This is a genomic window from Insolitispirillum peregrinum (assembly GCF_900156605.1).
Classification (GTDB): Bacteria; Pseudomonadota; Alphaproteobacteria; order Rhodospirillales; family Rhodospirillaceae; genus Insolitispirillum; species Insolitispirillum peregrinum.
The window spans coordinates 371,511-387,773 of the sequence record NZ_FTOA01000005.1; the positions used below are offsets into that span (position 1 = coordinate 371,511).

At 61.6% G+C, this 16,263-nt stretch carries 16 protein-coding genes; 11 read left to right on the plus strand and 5 right to left on the minus strand.

Annotated elements, in window-relative coordinates:
- Window positions 1–38 precede the first annotated feature (38 nt).
- Entirely contained in the window at window positions 39–1,403 is a 1,365-nt protein-coding gene (locus BW995_RS15045; protein WP_175617089.1) for a gamma-glutamyltransferase, read from the minus strand.
- A 136-nt stretch (window positions 1,404–1,539) separates the two neighbouring features.
- Between BW995_RS15045 and BW995_RS15050 the strand changes: the two genes are divergently transcribed.
- Both BW995_RS15050 and BW995_RS15055 read left to right on the plus strand, forming a co-directional pair.
- The gene (locus BW995_RS15050; RefSeq protein ID WP_076401215.1) at window positions 1,540–2,868 is read left to right on the plus strand and encodes a M48 family metalloprotease; all 1,329 of its coding nucleotides are present in this window, start codon (window positions 1,540–1,542) and stop codon (window positions 2,866–2,868) included.
- 77 nt (window positions 2,869–2,945) lie between these two features.
- Window positions 2,946–3,713, plus strand: a complete 768-nt coding sequence (locus BW995_RS15055; protein ID WP_076401216.1) for a DsbA family protein — start codon at window positions 2,946–2,948, stop codon at window positions 3,711–3,713.
- A gap of 575 nt (window positions 3,714–4,288) precedes the next feature.
- Here the strand turns inward: BW995_RS15055 and rpsU are convergent.
- The gene (rpsU, locus tag BW995_RS15060) at window positions 4,289–4,492 is read right to left on the minus strand and encodes a 30S ribosomal protein S21 (RefSeq protein WP_076401217.1); all 204 of its coding nucleotides are present in this window, start codon (window positions 4,490–4,492) and stop codon (window positions 4,289–4,291) included.
- 353 nt (window positions 4,493–4,845) lie between these two features.
- Between rpsU and def the strand changes: the two genes are divergently transcribed.
- The 3 genes from def (at window position 4,846) to BW995_RS15075 (ending at window position 6,500) form a co-directional block, all read left to right on the plus strand.
- Entirely contained in the window at window positions 4,846–5,385 is a 540-nt protein-coding gene (def, locus tag BW995_RS15065) for a peptide deformylase (protein ID WP_076401218.1), read from the plus strand.
- Window positions 5,385–6,083 (plus strand): COQ9 family protein, encoded by a 699-nt coding sequence (locus tag BW995_RS15070; protein WP_076401219.1) that lies wholly within the window; start codon window positions 5,385–5,387, stop codon window positions 6,081–6,083. Before def ends, BW995_RS15070 begins: the two co-directional genes overlap by 1 nt.
- A 63-nt stretch (window positions 6,084–6,146) precedes the next feature.
- Entirely contained in the window at window positions 6,147–6,500 is a 354-nt protein-coding gene (locus BW995_RS15075) for a RidA family protein (protein ID WP_076401220.1), read from the plus strand.
- A gap of 151 nt (window positions 6,501–6,651) precedes the next feature.
- Here BW995_RS15075 and phnN read toward each other — a convergent pair whose 3' ends face one another.
- A complete protein-coding gene (phnN, locus tag BW995_RS15080; RefSeq protein WP_076401221.1) occupies window positions 6,652–7,224 on the minus strand; it encodes a phosphonate metabolism protein/1,5-bisphosphokinase (PRPP-forming) PhnN in 573 nt (190 codons plus the stop codon).
- 169 nt (window positions 7,225–7,393) lie between these two features.
- Here phnN and gcvA point away from each other — a divergent pair, with 169 nt between their 5' ends.
- The 5 genes from gcvA to BW995_RS15125 all read left to right on the plus strand — a co-directional run bounded on the left by gcvA (window position 7,394) and on the right by BW995_RS15125 (window position 12,423).
- Window positions 7,394–8,317, plus strand: coding sequence for a transcriptional regulator GcvA (gcvA, locus tag BW995_RS15085; RefSeq protein WP_076401222.1), 924 nt, complete (start codon window positions 7,394–7,396; stop codon window positions 8,315–8,317).
- Window positions 8,318–8,502: 185 nt separating this feature from the next.
- Window positions 8,503–9,213, plus strand: coding sequence for a TMF family protein (locus BW995_RS15090; RefSeq protein ID WP_076401223.1), 711 nt, complete (start codon window positions 8,503–8,505; stop codon window positions 9,211–9,213).
- Window positions 9,200–9,886, plus strand: a complete 687-nt coding sequence (locus tag BW995_RS15095; protein ID WP_076401224.1) for an alpha/beta family hydrolase — start codon at window positions 9,200–9,202, stop codon at window positions 9,884–9,886. Before BW995_RS15090 ends, BW995_RS15095 begins: the two co-directional genes overlap by 14 nt.
- A gap of 210 nt (window positions 9,887–10,096) precedes the next feature.
- Window positions 10,097–12,133 carry a CBS domain-containing protein gene (locus BW995_RS20310; RefSeq protein WP_175617090.1) on the plus strand — a complete coding sequence of 679 codons (2,037 nt, stop codon included), beginning with the start codon at window positions 10,097–10,099 and terminating at the stop codon, window positions 12,131–12,133.
- Window positions 12,130–12,423, plus strand: coding sequence for a ribbon-helix-helix domain-containing protein (locus BW995_RS15125; protein WP_076401225.1), 294 nt, complete (start codon window positions 12,130–12,132; stop codon window positions 12,421–12,423). The genes BW995_RS20310 and BW995_RS15125 overlap by 4 nt, the downstream gene beginning before the upstream one ends.
- Here the strand turns inward: BW995_RS15125 and cowN are convergent.
- Window positions 12,348–12,665 (minus strand): N(2)-fixation sustaining protein CowN, encoded by a 318-nt coding sequence (cowN, locus tag BW995_RS15130; protein WP_076401226.1) that lies wholly within the window; start codon window positions 12,663–12,665, stop codon window positions 12,348–12,350. The genes BW995_RS15125 and cowN overlap by 76 nt on opposite strands.
- 150 nt (window positions 12,666–12,815) lie before the next feature.
- Complete coding sequence (locus BW995_RS15135; protein WP_076401227.1) at window positions 12,816–13,535, minus strand: PAS domain-containing transcriptional regulator; 720 nt, start codon at window positions 13,533–13,535, stop codon at window positions 12,816–12,818.
- A gap of 322 nt (window positions 13,536–13,857) precedes the next feature.
- On the opposite strand from BW995_RS15135, the gene BW995_RS15140 reads away from it, so the two are divergent.
- Window positions 13,858–16,179, plus strand: coding sequence for a methyl-accepting chemotaxis protein (locus BW995_RS15140; RefSeq protein ID WP_175617091.1), 2,322 nt, complete (start codon window positions 13,858–13,860; stop codon window positions 16,177–16,179).
- Window positions 16,180–16,263 lie beyond the last annotated feature (84 nt).

A 16,263-nucleotide genomic window follows, 5' to 3' on the forward strand; every position in this document is an offset into this window, starting at 1 on the left:
GGGGCTGTACCCCGGACGGAAACAGAGGAGATCGGCGATTACGAGCGGGGGCCACCAATCAGCAGGGAATAGCCCGAGCCCCGGCTGTCAATCGCCGCCCGGCAGCTCCCGGGATGGGACGGCAAGCCTTCGGGGCAGGAGGCGGCATTCAGCAGGGCCGGGCCAGAGGCCGAGCTGGTGATGGCGCTGATGCTGTCGGCCAGCGGGGTTTCATTGACGAAGCCCTGAACGGCCCGCGCCACCTGATTAAAGGCCCCGCCGCCCGCCGCTGCGGCGGCAAAGCGGAATTCGTTGACGTTGTGGTTCATCACCATCGCCACCGCCAGCGGCATCCGGCTGCGCCCATCGGCTGGTCCGGGGGCAACGGCAAACATGCCGGTGGTCGGAATTTGGCGTCCGGCACCGAACGGGCCGTTCATCGTCAGGCCGCAGACCACGGCGGAGCCTTGCAGGTCCATCACCATGAACGAGGTCGCGCCAATCCCCGGCGCCCGTTCATCCCCCAGCGAGGAGGTCAGGCTGCCGGTGTTCCACAGCTTGGCCGTTTCCGAGCCGGTCAGCCCGTCGCTGGGGAAGTGGATGGTCTCGTTCCCCGACGGGGCGGTGATGGTATCGCGCCATTCGGGGCTGTAGGAGCGCAAGGACTCAAGGGTGATCTGGCCACCCAGTTGGGCGGCGGCGTCAACGTATTGCCGGGCCAGCTGGCCGCTGTACAGGTCCCCCGCCCCCTTTTGGCGCAGGCGTCCGATGACGGTGGCGAGGTCAAGCTGGGTCAGGGTATCGCCTTCCTGCACCGGACGGCGACCGCCATCGGCGGCAAAGATGCGGCGGGCAATCGGGTCGTTGCCAATGCGGCCTGCGCTCTGGCCGATTTCCTGCGACAGCGCACGCGACACCGGCTCGCCAAAGCGGGCGATGTTTTCCGCCGGGGCCAGCAACTGTTCCCAGCGCAGGCGGCCCGACTGGGCATACAGGGCATACATGGCGCGCGGCATGGTCGGGATGGCAATCGGGGTGCCGCTCTGTTCGGCAGCGCCAACCATCGAGGCACCAGCAGGCGGCGGCAGGAAGGACAGGGTCTGCGTTTTCTTGCTGGTGTGATCATGCACCAGACAGACCCCGCCCGCCCCCAGTCCGGCCGATGTCGGCAGGGTGGCGCTAAGGGTAAAGGCCATCGCCACGGCGGCATCGGCGGCAGAACCACCCGCACTCAGAACATCGCGGGCGACCAGAACCGAACGCGGTTCCGTCGAGACAGCCATGCCTGCAAAGCCATTGACATAGCCAACCGTTCCGACCTTAAGGTCGTGGGCCGGGTCGCCGCAGCCGGTAACGGCAAGGGTCGAGGCAAGGGCCACGCCCAGCAGCGGTGAACGGAAACGATGGGCAAAAGCGGACTGCATGGCGATGAGGCCTCCTCGCGGGGCAGTGAATTGACGCGGGTCTGCCGACACCTTACCTTGAGACCAAACAGAAGGGGTAGAGACCTTGCGCGCGTTATCTTCGATAAAAGTCATTATCCGTGCCGGGGTCCTGTCGATGACTGCAGTGTTGGCCCCTTTGCAGGGGGCGATAGCCGAAACGGCTCCGTCGGTGATCCGCGATGCGGAAGTGGAAAGTACCATTCGCTCCTACGCGAATCCACTGTTCCGCGCAGCAGGGTTGCCACCGGATTCTGTCACCATCCGGGTGCTCAACAGTAGTGTTTTGAACGCCTTTGTCACCACTGGCAACCGAATGTTCATTCATTCCGGCCTGATTTTGCGCACCGAGACCCCCGGCCAGTTGACCGGGGTCATTGCGCACGAAACCGGGCATATCGTCGGCGGCCATCTGGTACGTCTGAACGATGCGGTGGAAAAGGCTACGCTGGCCTCGATGGGAACGATGGCTCTGGGGCTGCTGGCCGGTCTGGCGGCGGGCCGGGCCGATGCCGGGATGGCGGCGATGTCGCTGGGGCAGCAGGTGGTCGGGCGTGAATTCTTCTCGTATACCCGCACGCAGGAGTCCTCTGCCGATCAGTACGCGCTGAAGGTGCTGGACCAGACCAACCAGTCGGCGCAGGGGTTGCTGGATTTCTTTGAGACGCTGGCCGATCAGGAAATGCTGTCCAGCAGCCGTCAAGACCCCTATGTCCGTACCCACCCGTTGACCAGCGAGCGTATCGAGGCGGTGCGCGAACATGTCGCGCAGGTCCATATTCCCTATCAGACACCGACCGACAAGCAGTTGCGCCATGACCGCATGGTGGCCAAGCTGTTTGCCTTCCTCGAACCGCAATCGCGCACCTTGCAGAAATACGGCGAGAGTGACCAGAGCGCCGTAGCCCGTTATGCCCGCTCGATTGCCTATTTCCGCCGGGGCGAGCTGACCAAGGCGCTGCCGCAGATTGACAGCCTGCTGACCGAATATCCCAATGATGCCTATTTCTGGGAACTGAAGGGGCAGATGCTGTTTGAAAATGCCCGTTTGCCCGATGCGGCGGATGCCTATCGCAAGGCGGTTCAGCTTGCGCCGAACGAGCCGCTGATTGACCTCAGTTTTTCGCATGTGCTGGTCGAAATGGGCACTGATGCCAGCCGCGCCGAGGCCGAAAAGCACCTGCGCAAATCCCTGACCGCCGAACCGGGCACCAGTTTTGGCTGGCGTCTGCTGGGCACGCTGTACGGTCAGCGGGGGGATGAAACACAGGCCGCTTATGCGATGGCTGAATATGCCTTGCTGATCGGCGACAACAGTCAGGCGCTGTTCCATGTCAACAAGGCGTTGGCCGGGGTTAAGCAAAGTGATCCGCTGTGGCTGCGCCTGCAGGACATCAAGCAGGCCGCCGAAGCCAGCCGCGATCGTGAAAACGGCGGGCGGCGTTAACATGAATTCCGGGGCAGAGTCTTTTCCTCTCTCCCCTTGGCTATAGACCCCTTTCTGAATGCTGGAGATCCTCCGCGATGGTGTGTGTTCCCTTTCGTCTGCCGCGAGCCTTGATGCTGCTTGCCGGTTTTGCTCCGTTGCTGGTGGCCGCGCCAGCCAGTGCGGCCGATACCTTCAACGATGCCCAACGGGCGGAAATCAAGGGGCTGGTGCGTGAGTATCTGGTCGAGCATCCCGAGGTGATCGCCGAGGCCATTGATGTGCTGCGCGAGCGCCAGCAGAAAGAGGAAATGGAGCGCAACAAAAGCGCCCTGAAAAGCAACTCTGATGCCCTGTTCCACAGCAAGGGCGACCCGGTGCTGGGCAATCCCGACGGTGATGTGACGGTGGTCGAATTCTTTGATTACCGCTGCGGCTATTGCAAGGCGGTGGCACCGCATGTGATGGAGGTCATCAAGGGTGACGGCAAGGTGCGGCTGGTGCTGAAAGAGCTGCCGATCCTGGGGCCGGACAGCATCATGGCGGCGCGCTGGTCGCTGGCGGCGCGCAAGGAAAAGGCCTATCAGGCGTTCCACACCGCGATGATGAAATACAAGGGTACCTATACCGCCGAAAGCCTGACCAAGATGGCTGAGGAAAACGGTCTGGATGCCAAAAAGATCGCCGCTGCCGCTGACAGTGACGAGATCAGCCAGATTCTGAAGGCCAACATGCAGTTGGCGCGGGAATTGGGGATCAACGGAACACCGGCCTTTGTGGTCGGTGACCATCTGGTTCCCGGCGCGATGGGGCCGGATGACCTGAAAGAACTGATCGCCGACGCTCGTGAGAACAAGGCGAAGTAACGGGGTGGAGGCCTGGACCAGCGTGCGTTAAACCTGACGCCGCTGTACACGACAGTTGGTAAGTAAAGTGCAGGCTGCCGCCTGAACTGCTCGGGGCCTGAGGCCCAGAACCCCCATTTTCTCTTTTATGATCAAAGGAATGGGGTCTGGGGCCGACTGGCCCCAGCGAGGTGTGGAGCAGCGCTCCACGTCCTTGTTTCCTTACTGTCGTGTACTGTGACCTGATGCTGGCACGCTGGTCTAACCTTTTGTTCTGTCACATTGTTTTTGCGAAAATCGGTTTTCACTTTTCGCACAATGCTCTAAAGGCCCCCGTTTTTCATGGGACAGCGGTTGTATTGCAACGAAAAAGGCCCTTTCCGCCGGGCGGAAAAGGCCTTTTTGTCCGGTAGTGACACCGGTGTCTGTCGGCTTTCACCAAGCCCGCCCGTCAGGCTGTGCCTGAGGGTGCGAGCGACAGGACTCACCCCATTTCGTGATAAGAGCACCAGAGCGCGCCATTTGGAACGGCACGCCCGGGAGCAGAATGCAACGTATGCTAAAGCTGCCAGAGAGTCCGGCAGGGACCGGAAGGCTTAGAAGCCTTCGCGTTCCAGGCGCTTGCGCTCCAGCTTACGGGCGCGACGCACGGCTTCAGCCTGTTCACGGGCCTTCTTTTCAGACGGCTTTTCGAACGAGCGACGCAGCTTCATTTCACGGAAGATGCCTTCGCGCTGCATTTTCTTCTTCAGGGCCTTCAGGGCCTGCTCGACGTTGTTATCACGAACGAGAACCTGCACTTGGTTCAGCTCCTTTGTTGATTTACGGGGCGTTCCAGCCAGCCAACACGCACGCACCAAACCCTGTTGCCAGAGTGGGCGAGTGCCGATTTCTGCGGAACAGTAAGAAGAGACTGCGAGTGTGTCTGCCAGCCTCTCCCGGAGGGGCAGTGATGTAACACAGCAACGCAACCTTGTGAACATAAAATGCCGCAAAACCGGGCTCTTTTCAACAGCGATCCCGAAAAATGCTTTCCGGGCGTGCTGCGGGCCTCCCCCGGAAACGGAATTTCCCTGCGGACAGCGAGGGAGTATGCTATCAACAGAACAAATCAGGTCGTTGATTATCCGTTGCTTATTGCAGGAGGAACCCGATGGCTGTCCGCGAGATTGTCCGTATGGGCCATCCCGTCCTTCGCCGTTCGGCTGAACCGGTGGGTGATCCGGCCAGCGCCGAAATCCGGGCTTTGGTCGGTGATATGGTCGATACGTTGCGCGACTCTGGTGGGGTCGGACTGGCTGCGCCGCAGATTGCGGTGTCGTCGCGGGTGGTGATCTTCATGGTGCCGCCGGAACGGGCCGACAGCGAGGCGGTGAGGGAGGTCGGTGGCGTGCCGCTGACGGTCCTGATCAATCCGCAGATCGAGGTTCTGGACCCGACGGTGGTCTATCGCCCGGAAGCATGCCTGTCGATCCCGGAAATGGCCGGAGTGGTACCGCGTCCGACGCGCATCCGCTATCGCGCCGTCGGACTGGACGGCGAGCCGGTCGAGGCCGAGGCCAGCGGTTTTCATGCGCGGGTGGTGCTGCACGAGGTTGATCACCTTGACGGTATCCTGTACCCGATGCAGATGGATGACCTGAGCACCTTTGGATTTGTCAGCGAGTTGCGCAAAGCACAGGAAGAACAGTGATGAGCAACGAAGAAAGCCTTGACGCCCTGCGGGAACGACTGGTTCTGGCGGCTCTGGAGCACGTTCCTTTCGACGGTTGGAGCACCAAAGCGTTGCGCCATGCCTGTCAGGATCTGGGGCTGGACAGTTCGGCGGCTGAACGGCTGTTCCCCCATGGGGTGACGACGGCTGTTGAATGCTTTACGGTACTGGCTGACCGGCTGATGGCCGAAGACGTGGCGGCATTGCCGCTGGCCGAGATGAACGTCCGTGATCGCATCATTGCGGTGGTCAAGGCCCGGCTGACCCGGTGGGCTCCGCATCAGGAATCGATCCGGCGGGCGTTGGCGGTCTATGCCATGCCTGCGACGGTGGCGGGTGGTGCCAAGGCCACCTGGAACACTGCCGATGCAATGTGGAAGGCCATTGGTGATCGTTCGGCGGATTTCAGCTGGTACACCAAGCGCGCCACGCTGTCGGCGGTTTATTCTGCGACCCTGCTGTACTGGCTGGATGACCAGTCGGAAGACTTTGCCGAAACCTGGCTGTTTCTGGAACGGCGGGTGGAAGACGTGGTGAAAGCCATCCGTCTGCGGCAGACTGTCGGTACCTCGGTCGGCAAGGCATTGAGCCTGCTGCCCAATCCGCTGGCGTTCATTCCCCGTCCCGGATCGGGGCTTGGTGCGCGTCGTTCCGGTGGACGGCGGAACGGGCTGTAACGCCCGTTTCGATCGGATCAATCCTGTTTTCCTCCCCCCTCAAAAAGAGACGAGTTCCATCGCATGTCTTCTTCGGAAATTCGCCGTCTGCATGTCGGCCCGCGTATGAGTGAAGTGGTGATCCATCAAGGTACCGTCTATCTGGCCGGTCAGGTGGGCGAGCCGGGGTCTTCGGTGGCCGAGCAGACCCGGCAGGCGCTGGCGGCGGTTGATGCCCTGCTGGCCGATGCCGGTTCCAGCCGTGAAAAGATCCTGAAGGCGCAAATCTGGCTGGCCGATATTGCCGATTTTGAAGAAATGAACAGCGTGTGGGATGAATGGGTGATCCCCGGCCACACTCCGGCCCGCGCCACTGGCGAAGCCAAGCTGGCGGCCCCGGAATACAAGGTCGAAGTGATCGTGATCGCGGCCCTGTAAGAACGCTCGCATACCCCCCGGCCCAGCGGTGCCGGGGGGGGCGTTTTATTTAGAGCAGCGTGCGTTAAATCGGAAGCAGGCACGCTGCTCTAACCTTTTGTTCTGCCGCATTGTTGTTGCGAAAACCGGTTCCCACTTTTCGCGCAATGCTCTATATCTCGCCGCGCAACAGCCGGACCAATTGCTCTCCGGCCTGTTCCAGCGGGCCGGAATTGTCCAGCTGAACCAGCGCGGGATGGTGGACCGGAAAGGCGCTGGCCCGTCGCAGACGTTCGGCGATGCCCTCGGCGGTTTCCCGCCCGCGAGCCTCCAGCCGCCGTCGCAGCTCATCCTGATGGACACTGACCAGAATCGGTACCATGGCCGGAAAACGGCTTGCGGCCTGTGGCAGATGTTCCCGCGACCCGTTGACCACCACGCTCAGGCCGTGCTGCAGCCAGTCTTCGACCTCACAGCCGATTCCGTACAACAGGCCATGACTGTTCCAGGTCAGGGCAAAGCAGCCTGCCAGCGCGCGGGCGGCAAATTCGGCTTCACTGAGGGCAACGTGATTTTCGCCGCCCGCCGAGGCCGGACGGGTGATGTAGCGATGGGCAAAGGCTAGCGGTCGCCCAGCCACCCGTGGGCGGGCATAGGCCAGAAGGCTGTCTTTTCCGGCTCCGGATGGGCCAATTACGTAAAACAGGCGGGGGCGGGCAGGCGGGACGCAAAACTCGGCAGACATCCGGGGGAATCCTGGCTGGGAAAATGAGCCGCCGTTCATAGCATACTCTTGTCACCACGCAGCGCCTCTCCTGCTCAGGTGGTATTTTTTTGTCCTCGCAGCGGGATCGGCATGATAGGTTTTTGCCCCGCCGGAGGTGTCGGAGTTGTGAAAAAGCAGGGGATGAGGGATGCGTAGACGTTTGCCGCCGTTGAACGCACTGCGTGCGTTTGAGGCCGCTGCCCGTCATGGTGGCTTTGTGGCCGCTGCCGAAGAACTGGCGGTGACCCCGGCGGCTGTCAGCCATCAAATCAAGGGGCTGGAAGAAACGCTGGGGGTAACCCTGTTCGTCCGCATGCATCGCGCGGTCGAGTTGACCTCTGCCGGTCGGGCCCTGCTGCCCGGCCTGACCGATGCCTTTGACCGGATGGCGCGGACCGTTGATGATGTGGTCCGGCAGATGGATCAAAGCCGCCCGTTGACCATCAGCGCCTCGCCGTCGTTTGCCGCCAAATGGCTGATGCCGCGTCTGGAACGTTTTCTGGCCCGCCATCCTGACTATCCGGTGCGGATCGACGCCGATCAGCGGGTGGTCAATCTGTATGCCGAAGATGTGGACATGGCGATCCGGCTGTCGGAAAATCCGGGAGATCTGGAGACCATTCCGCTGTTTGCCGACCGGTTGTTTCCGGTTTGCGCCCCGGTGTTGCGGGTGGCGCTGACTGCCCCCAGCAATCTGTCCCGGCAGACGTTGATTTATGACACTCTTTACGAGAAAACGACCGGCTCGCATGGCTGGGTCAGCTGGCTGGCGCGGGCTGGTGCTGCCGGATTGCGTCCGCTGAAAGAATTGTCTTACAGCCATTCGACCCTGTGTCTGGATGCGGCTGTGCGCGGGCAGGGGGTGGCGCTGGGCCGGGGGTCGCTGGTCGAAGCCGAGTTGAAGGGGGGCGCTTTGGTGCGCCCGTTTCAGGTCAGCAGCGAGTCAACCTTGCGGCATTATCTGGTTTGGGCCAGGGATCGTCCGCTGCGCCCGGCAGCCGAAGCCTTTCGCGACTGGCTGGTCGAGGAAGCAACGGCGTTCCGCAAAGGCAATCCTCAGCTTGTATTTTGAAACATCTTCTGCACGGTGATCCCGGTCCTCGCGGTTTTTGGGGATGTCGTGCGTTCCACGCATGGTGCTTTGTGAAAAATTCATCAGATGTTGCCTTGTTGTTGTCACAATAAGGCGGTACGTCAACGAGGTTCAGGCCCGTTTGGGGCCGCCATATATCAGGTTGCTTACAGGAGATTTGTTCCATGGCCCGCCGTAGCCGCCGTCAACGTGAAGCTTCCGCCCTGTTCTGGGGGTGGCTGTTTAAGCTGGTGCTGGTCGGGGGGCTGGCTGCCGCGATTGCCTATTATGCCTACGAAGTCGGGCAGAAGCTGGCGGCGCAGGACGGCACCGCCCTGCGGAGCGAAATCGAGCGGCTGACCGTCGAGGCCAGCGAGAAAACGCAGAAGGTTGACGAACTGAATGCGTCGCTGGCAAAGACCGGACAGGAATTGCAGGAACTGAAGAACCGCTATCAGACCGTTGCCCCTGCCAATGTTCAGGAAATTCTGGACCAGGTGCAGGCCAAGCTGAAACAGGGTGTCCCGGCGGACCGGATCGCCTTTTTTGTCGGGCAGGCCCAGATTGCCAGCAACTGCACCACGCCGGAAACGCGCCGCTTTCTTGCCAGAACCAGCAATTATACCGGCTCGGCGACCTGGGTGCGCTTTAACGAGCGGATCACTATCAGTGGGCAGGGGACGGCGGCCAATGGCGGCCGTGAGCAGTGGTTTGACGTGACGGCTCCGGTGACCTTGACCTTCACACCGCAGGGCGGCAAGGAACAGGTTGTCTCCGGCGTTCTGCCGCTGAAGCATGCGCTGATTTCCAAGGACAAGGAATACCATTTCACGGCCACGGTCGGCAGCCGGGGCTTCATCGAGGTCAGCGGTGAGTGGTGTGATGTCCGTGACTGATGGTTCAGCGGGACACGGGGGGGAGGCCGGATGGCTGGTCACGCCCCCGTCGCCGCCCGCTGACTCCGATGCACGGGTGATCATTCTGGCTCATGGGGCCGGGGCGGCGATGGATACGCCCTTTCTGGAAACCTTTGCTGTCGGGTTGGCTGCGGCTGGCTGGCTGGTGGTGCGGTTCGAATTTCCCTATATGGCGGCACGGCGTGGCGCCGACGGCAAGCGTCGTCCGCCGGACCGGCAACCGGCCTTGCTGGACTGCTGGCGACAAACCATTGCCGCAGTCCGCGCCCGTTGGCAGCCCCGGCGTCTGGTGCTGGCGGGCAAGTCGATGGGCGGGCGCATGGCAAGCCTGATTGCTGATGAACAGCAGGCAGATGGTCTGGTGGTTCTGGGCTATCCGTTCCACCCGGCAGGCAAGCCAGAGGCGCTGGAGGGGCGGTGCCAGCACCTGGGGGCCCTGCAAACGCCAACCCTGATCTGTCAGGGGACGCGGGATGCTTTGGGGGGATACCAGACGGTGGCTCCTTTGGCCTTGTCTCCGTCCGTCGTACTCCATTGGTTGGAGGATGGCGACCATTCGTTCAAGCCGCGCCGGGCATCCGGGCGCAGCGAAGTGCAGGCATTTGACGAGGCGCTTACCGCCATGACAGGCTTTTTGCAGTCTTTGGCATAGGGTGGGATCGGCTGGAAAGTGGGGGCCGGTTCTGCTCCGGGATGCTGGACAGCAGGGCAAACACCTACCATTCCGGGTGCTGATGTGCGATGATGTCGCCCTCTTGTCCTTTTGTCTGACAGGGTCGGCCCGACGGGCATGATCTGGCCGTCGGCAAGTGCCATGCAACGCTCTGGCAGACAAGACAGAGTATCTGATAAGGAGCCCGGCGTGGTATCGGTGGCAGAATACGAAACAATAACAGCCGATCAACCTCGTCGTGGGACGCCGGTGCAGGGCGACTGGGCAAACTATCTCTCCATGAGCCGCAGTGACTGGCCGGTGCGTCACATCATGAACCGGCAGGTGTTGACCTGTTCCCCCGACCTGTCGGTGGGGCAGGCAGCAGAGCTGATGGTGGCGCGTCGTTGTTCCTCAATCGTGGTGGTGGATGCGGCCTCGGTTCCGCTCGGCATCTGGACGGAACATGATGCGCTGGCGCTGGACCTGCCTTCGGCAGACGCTGGCCGCCGTTCGATTGCCGATGTCATGACCTCACCGGTCTTGACCGTTGATGCCGATTTGCCGCTGGAAGAGCTGGTTCTTCGTTTCCGGGACCATGGAACCCGCCATTTTGTTGTGACCGAGCAGGGGGCTCTGGCCGGGGTCATCTCTCAAACCGACGTCATCCGCAGTCAGGGGGTACACGCCTATCTGACCGTGCGGGATGTCGGGTCGCTGGTCGAAAAAGCTCCGCTGACCGTACAGGGGGAAGACAGTCTTGCCGCCGTGATGCGGACCCTGCGCGATCGTGGCGGGGATGCGGCAGTGGTTCTGCGGCAGGGCCAACCCTATGGCATCATTACCGAGCGTGACATCTTGCGGCTGGTTGCCAGTCGGCGGGAAGTCGGAACCACCTGTCAGGAGGTGTGTTCGCACCCGGTGCTGAGCGTCACCAGCACCACGCCCCTTATTCAGGCCCATGACCTGATGGAACAGCACAAAATCCGCCATCTGGTGGTTCTGGGGCCTGATCAGGTGCTGCTGTCCCTGCTGTCGTTCCGTGACATTCTGGCCGGGATCGAACTGGATTATACCCGCTATCTGCAGGCTGCACTGGATCGCCAGCATCAGGTGATCCGGCTGGGGCAGGAGCGCCAGCGGCAGATCATCGAGGCGACGCTGGAAGGCTTTGCCGAGGTTGATCGCGAGGCCCGTATTGTGCGGGTCAACGCCGCGTTGTGTCACATGCTGGGCTATCAGGCCTATGACCTGATCGGGCAAACTCCGGCCTGTTTTTGTACGGCCAGCAGCGTCGAACAATTCCGCAGCCAGTTTTCCCGCATCGACCAGCAGGATCACCGCAGCTACGACCTGATGGCTGTCCGGCGTGACGGCACGCAAATTCCCTTGCGGGTGAATGCCACCACCTTGCGGGATGAGGCAGGGCAGGTGACCGGGGCATTTGCCTTTTTCACCGACCAGAGCGAGGAGCAGCGGCAGCGCAACGAGTTGCAGGCGCTGTTAGAGCAGGTCTCTTCGTCAAACGCCGATCTGGAATCCTTTGCCTATGTGGTGTCGCACGACCTGCAACAGCCCTTGCGGATGGTAACCAGCTACCTTGGTTTGCTGACCCGCCGCTATAGCGCCAATGTTCCCCCCGAGGGGCAGGAGTTCATCGGCTACGCCGTTGATGGCGCCAAAAGGATGCAGTCCATGATCATGGATTTGCTGGAATACTCGCGGGTCAACCGGCGGGGCAGCGAGTTCCAGCCCTGCGACAGCAATGACTGCCTTGCCCTGGCGGTGCGCGAGGTGGCGGTTGCCTTGCAGACGTGCGGCGGAACGGTGGATATCGCGCCATTGCCGTTGGTTCAGGCGGACCCGCTCCAGATTCAGCGGCTGTTTTATTGCCTGCTGGACAACGCGATTATCTATCGTGACCTGCAGCGACCGCTGCGCATTCGCATCAGCGCGGGACGATTGCCGTCCGGGCCGTGGGAATTCCGCGTGCAGGACAACGGGATCGGCATCGAACCGCAACACAACGAGCGTGTGTTCCAGATTTTCCAGCGTCTGCACCCCCGTCTTGAACCACAGTGGGGAGAGGCCGGAGCCAATGGGCGCGGGAATGGCAACGGGATCGGGCTGGCCTTAAGCAAGCGGATTGTCGATCGCCATCATGGCGAAATCCATCTGGAGTCCGTTGCGGGGGAAGGGACGGTGGTCGTCTTTACCCTGCCTGCGGCGGAAGAGGGGGACGCGTGAGCACGGGCCCGCAAATCTCCAAGCGCAGTATCCGCCTGCTGGGCCACCCGACATCGGTTTCGCTGGAAGATGCCTTCTGGCAGGCTCTGGCCGAGATTGCCGCCGCGCAGGGGCGGACGGTGACGGCCCTGATTGCAGACATCGACCGCACCCGCAGCGGGGAAAAGGACAAAAACCTTTCCAGCCTGCTGCGGGTCTATGCCCTGCAATGGTATCAGCAGCAGGTGTCTTCGATGGCGCGAACCAGTTTCTCTCCCAACTCGTCGTCCCATTCTTCGAACAGGTCGTAAAGATAATAGGTGTGCGAGCAGACCAGATACAGCGGGTCGGGAGTTCCCAGCGGGCTGTTCGGGTCATAGGCCGCGCTCATCTTGACCTTGAAACGCTCCCAGAATTCATTGCTTTTGGTTGGGTCGTCGATCAGGGCGGTGGTCCGCTTCAGGACGGCATCGGCCAGTCCCATGCAGTCAATGCCCTTGAATGTGACGTAACGGTCCAGTCCGTCGAGATTGAGAAGTGTCTCCTCGCTCATGGTAGTCCTCGCTGTTGCTGACGATGCGGGAGAGGGAGCCTCTTTTCCATGCCAGAGACAGGGCGGTCAGCGGAAGGGGAGGAAGAATGAACGGCGGTCTATTGGCATGAAAGACGGTGAGGGGCTACCAAATGCAGGCCATGTCCGACTTTATAGCCCCAGCCTGTCTCGCACCAGCTGGACCCGGCTGCGCCCGATGGGGATCACCGATGCCGGTTGATCGGCCATGTCCAGCTCGCAACTGTCACCCCGTCGGCGAAATCCGGCGGCAAAGGTGACGTTGACCAGATAGGCCCGGTGAACCCGCAAGAACCGTTGCGGGTCGAGGCGTTCCTCCAGTTCCTTCAGGGACAGGTTGCACAGGCGGGGGCGGCCGGTCAGGGTTTTGACTTCGGCATAGCGTCCGCTGGCCTTCAGGAACAGGACTTCTGCCGGGTCGATCAGCAAGGCCCCTTGTGGCGTTTCAACCGGAATTTTGAGCAGGGCCACCGTTGGGGCAGGCGGAGGGGCTGTGTCCGGGGTCAGGGCATGGCGGGTATCGAGCAGGGAGAGCAGGTAACATCCCCCTGTCAGCCCGGGCAATGACACCAGAAAGACCGCTTTCAGGACCAACAGGCGGCCCGGAACGGGTAACAGGAACGACGTGCGGCTGTCGTTGTGCCCCTGACTGGCGGCATCCAGCAAGGCATGGATACGGGCGGTGCTGCCATGCGGATGGATTTGTTCCAGGGTCTGGCCAGTCATCCCGTCGGCCTGCAAGCCGACCATCTGTGCTGCGACTGGGGAAACAGTCAGAACGCGACGGTGTGAATCGAGAACAATGATGCCGAGTTCAGCGTGCTGTAATCCGTACAGGGCATTGTGATCCACTGGGGGCTTCTCCGCTGTGCCATGGTCGGTGCATCTGCTGGTCAGGTATTGGTCATCATAGGATGTCTGACGAAAAAATGCCAAGTCACCATCTGCTGTGACCGGTTTTTCTGTGCGCTGCGAATGCGTTATGGCGGGCATACCCGAAAGGGTAGCGGTTAACCATTCGTGTATCTACGAAAGTCATCACGGAAAGTTCACACACTGACGGCACCGGATTTGCCATGGTCCGACCAGTCTCGGACATGCCCAGGCCTGCAGGACAATCAATGTCAGGGCGGGGTGGATCGCTGGGCAGCCGATGTTGCAAATGGACAGAATGATGAGCCAGCCGGATACCGCTGACGATACCTTGCCGCCTTCTCCCTCTCCCGATATCTTGTCCCCTTCTTCTGCACCTGCGTGGCGTAAGGTTCCCATCGCCTTGCGCATCTATGCGTTGGTGGCGCTGGGATTGCTGTCTTTGGCCCTTGGGGTGCTGGTCCATTTCCTCAGTGACGGCTATGCGACGTTGTATGCCCAGCGAGTGACCCATGGACAGGCCCTGTCCCAGCAATCCCGCACCATTGCCAGCGAAGTCCTGCGTTTGCGGCTGGCCGCCGGTCAGGTTTCCCATGACCCGGAGGCCGCCCGGCAGGCGTTTCAGGCCATTCTGGCCGCAGCTCATGCAGAAGCCCGGCAGGCGATTCAGCGCGCAGGGACGCGAACGGAAAGCCAGCCGCTGATTGCGCGTCTGCAGACCGTTGACCAGACCTTTGATCAGGCCAATGACCTGTTTGCCCGTTATGTCGGGGCGACGCAGGCGATTGGCTTGACGGCCACCGACGGTTTGCGGGGAACGCTGACCCGCCCGATCCAGAGCATCGAGACCGAACTGGCGATGTGGCCGAATGCCGGGGCCATTTCCGTGACCTTGCAAAAGCTGAAGCGGTTCGAGCAACAGTTCCTGACCTCGCCGGATGACGATGCCGCCGGGAAATTGAAAAAGACAGCCAACGAGCTGGACTTTGCCATCTTTGGTGGCCCCTTTGGCGAAGACACCAAGGCCACCTTGTCGGCCCAGATCAGCAGCTATACCAAATCACTGGCGGAATACACGGCGGCGGTCAGTGCCCGTAAGGATGCATGGAACGGACTGGATGCATCGTTTGGCACGCTGGAACAACAGGCAGCAGGAACCGCCGACGCTGCCGAAGCCTTTGCCGCCGAAGCTGACAAGGATGCGGCGCAGGCACGGGCCACCACCAAGGCCGTCCTGCTGGCCGTTGCTGCCGCTGCCGCGTTGCTGGTGACCGGGATTTCGATTGCCATTGCCCGCTCCATTTACCGGCCGATCCAGACGATGGGCAAGGCTCTGCTCGACCTGGCCGATGGCAGCGACGATATCGCGGTTCCCGGTTTGCAGCGCCACGATGAAATCGGGGACATGGCGCGGGCACTGGAAACGCTGCGCCAGTCAGTCGGCGAAGCCTTCCGCTTGCGGCAGATGGTCGAGGTTCAGCCCGCACGGGTGATGCTGTGCGAGCCGGAAACCTATCGCATTACCTATGCCAACAAGGCAGCCCTCGAGCTGTTGCGCAAAATGGAACCGTTCCTGCACTGCAAGGCCGAGGATGTTCTGGGGCGGTCCCTGCTGGACTTCCATCGTGACAGCTCGTTCGTGCGGCGGGTGCTGGAAGACCCCTCCAAGCTCCCCTACAAGGGCAAATTCCGTATGGGGCGGCTGACCATCGAGAACGCTGTCAACGCCATTTATGACCGGCGCGGGCGCTATCTGGGGGCGATGCTGAACTGGGACGACGTGTCAGCCTATGTGCAGCTGGCCCATGACTTTGAGGAACAGGTCAAGCAGGTGGCGCAGGTGGTGCTGGATGCCTCGACCCAGCTGGCCGGGTCGGCGCGCTCGATGGCCGGGCTGGTGGGGGACGTGCAGAGCCGCAGTGCCGCCGCCGCCGATGCGGTTGAAAAGACCATGGGCAACATTGACGTGATCCAGAATTCCACCGACCATCTGGTGCAGTTGATTGACGGCATCGAGCGACAGGTGGCGAACGCCAGCGGCTTTGCCAGTACCGCCGTCGAAGAAGCTGAAACCACCGCCGACGTGATGGCCGGGCTGCAGCGGGCGGTGGAACGGATCGGGGAGGCCACCGACCTGATTTCGACCATCGCCAACCAGACCAACCTGCTGGCCCTGAATGCCACCATCGAAGCCGCCCGCGCTGGTGAAGCCGGGAAGGGTTTTGCGGTGGTGGCCAATGAAGTGAAAGACCTTGCCACCCAGACGGCGCAGGCAACCAGCGATATCGGCAGCATGATCGGCGAAGTGCAGCAGGCAGCGCAAAGTGCCACCATCGCCATCGGATCGGTGGTGGAAACCATTCTGCACATGCGGGAAATCACCAGCGATATTGCGAATTCAGTCAGCCAACAGGGCAGCTTTACCCGCGACATCACTTCGTCCGTGCGGGTTGCGACCGAAGACAGCCAGCAGATGGCCAGCGACATGGGGATGGTGATGGCGGCGATGGAACAGGCTGCCGATGCCGCCGGGACCGTCCACATGGCCGCCGACGAGGTTTCCGGTCAGGCCAACGGGCTGGACCAGCAGGTCTCGACCTTCCTGGAGGCGATGCAGAATTAGAATGGTGTGCGTGAAACCTGACGCCACAGTACACGACAGTTGGTGGGATCAGTGCGGGCTACCGCCCAAACCTGTTTGGTGGCG

Coding starts and splice junctions, on each gene's coding strand:
- BW995_RS15045 (WP_175617089.1), bottom strand. CDS start 1,403: ATGCAGTCCGCTTTTGCCCATCGTTTCCGTTCACCGCTGCTGGGCGTG.
- BW995_RS15050 (WP_076401215.1), top strand. CDS start 1,540: ATGACTGCAGTGTTGGCCCCTTTGCAGGGGGCGATAGCCGAAACGGCT.
- BW995_RS15055 (WP_076401216.1), top strand. CDS start 2,946: ATGGTGTGTGTTCCCTTTCGTCTGCCGCGAGCCTTGATGCTGCTTGCC.
- def (WP_076401218.1), top strand. CDS start 4,846: ATGGCTGTCCGCGAGATTGTCCGTATGGGCCATCCCGTCCTTCGCCGT.
- BW995_RS15070 (WP_076401219.1), top strand. CDS start 5,385: ATGAGCAACGAAGAAAGCCTTGACGCCCTGCGGGAACGACTGGTTCTG.
- BW995_RS15075 (WP_076401220.1), top strand. CDS start 6,147: ATGTCTTCTTCGGAAATTCGCCGTCTGCATGTCGGCCCGCGTATGAGT.
- phnN (WP_076401221.1), bottom strand. CDS start 7,224: ATGTCTGCCGAGTTTTGCGTCCCGCCTGCCCGCCCCCGCCTGTTTTAC.
- gcvA (WP_076401222.1), top strand. CDS start 7,394: ATGCGTAGACGTTTGCCGCCGTTGAACGCACTGCGTGCGTTTGAGGCC.
- BW995_RS15090 (WP_076401223.1), top strand. CDS start 8,503: ATGGCCCGCCGTAGCCGCCGTCAACGTGAAGCTTCCGCCCTGTTCTGG.
- BW995_RS15095 (WP_076401224.1), top strand. CDS start 9,200: ATGTCCGTGACTGATGGTTCAGCGGGACACGGGGGGGAGGCCGGATGG.
- cowN (WP_076401226.1), bottom strand. CDS start 12,665: ATGAGCGAGGAGACACTTCTCAATCTCGACGGACTGGACCGTTACGTC.
- BW995_RS15140 (WP_175617091.1), top strand. CDS start 13,858: ATGAGCCAGCCGGATACCGCTGACGATACCTTGCCGCCTTCTCCCTCT.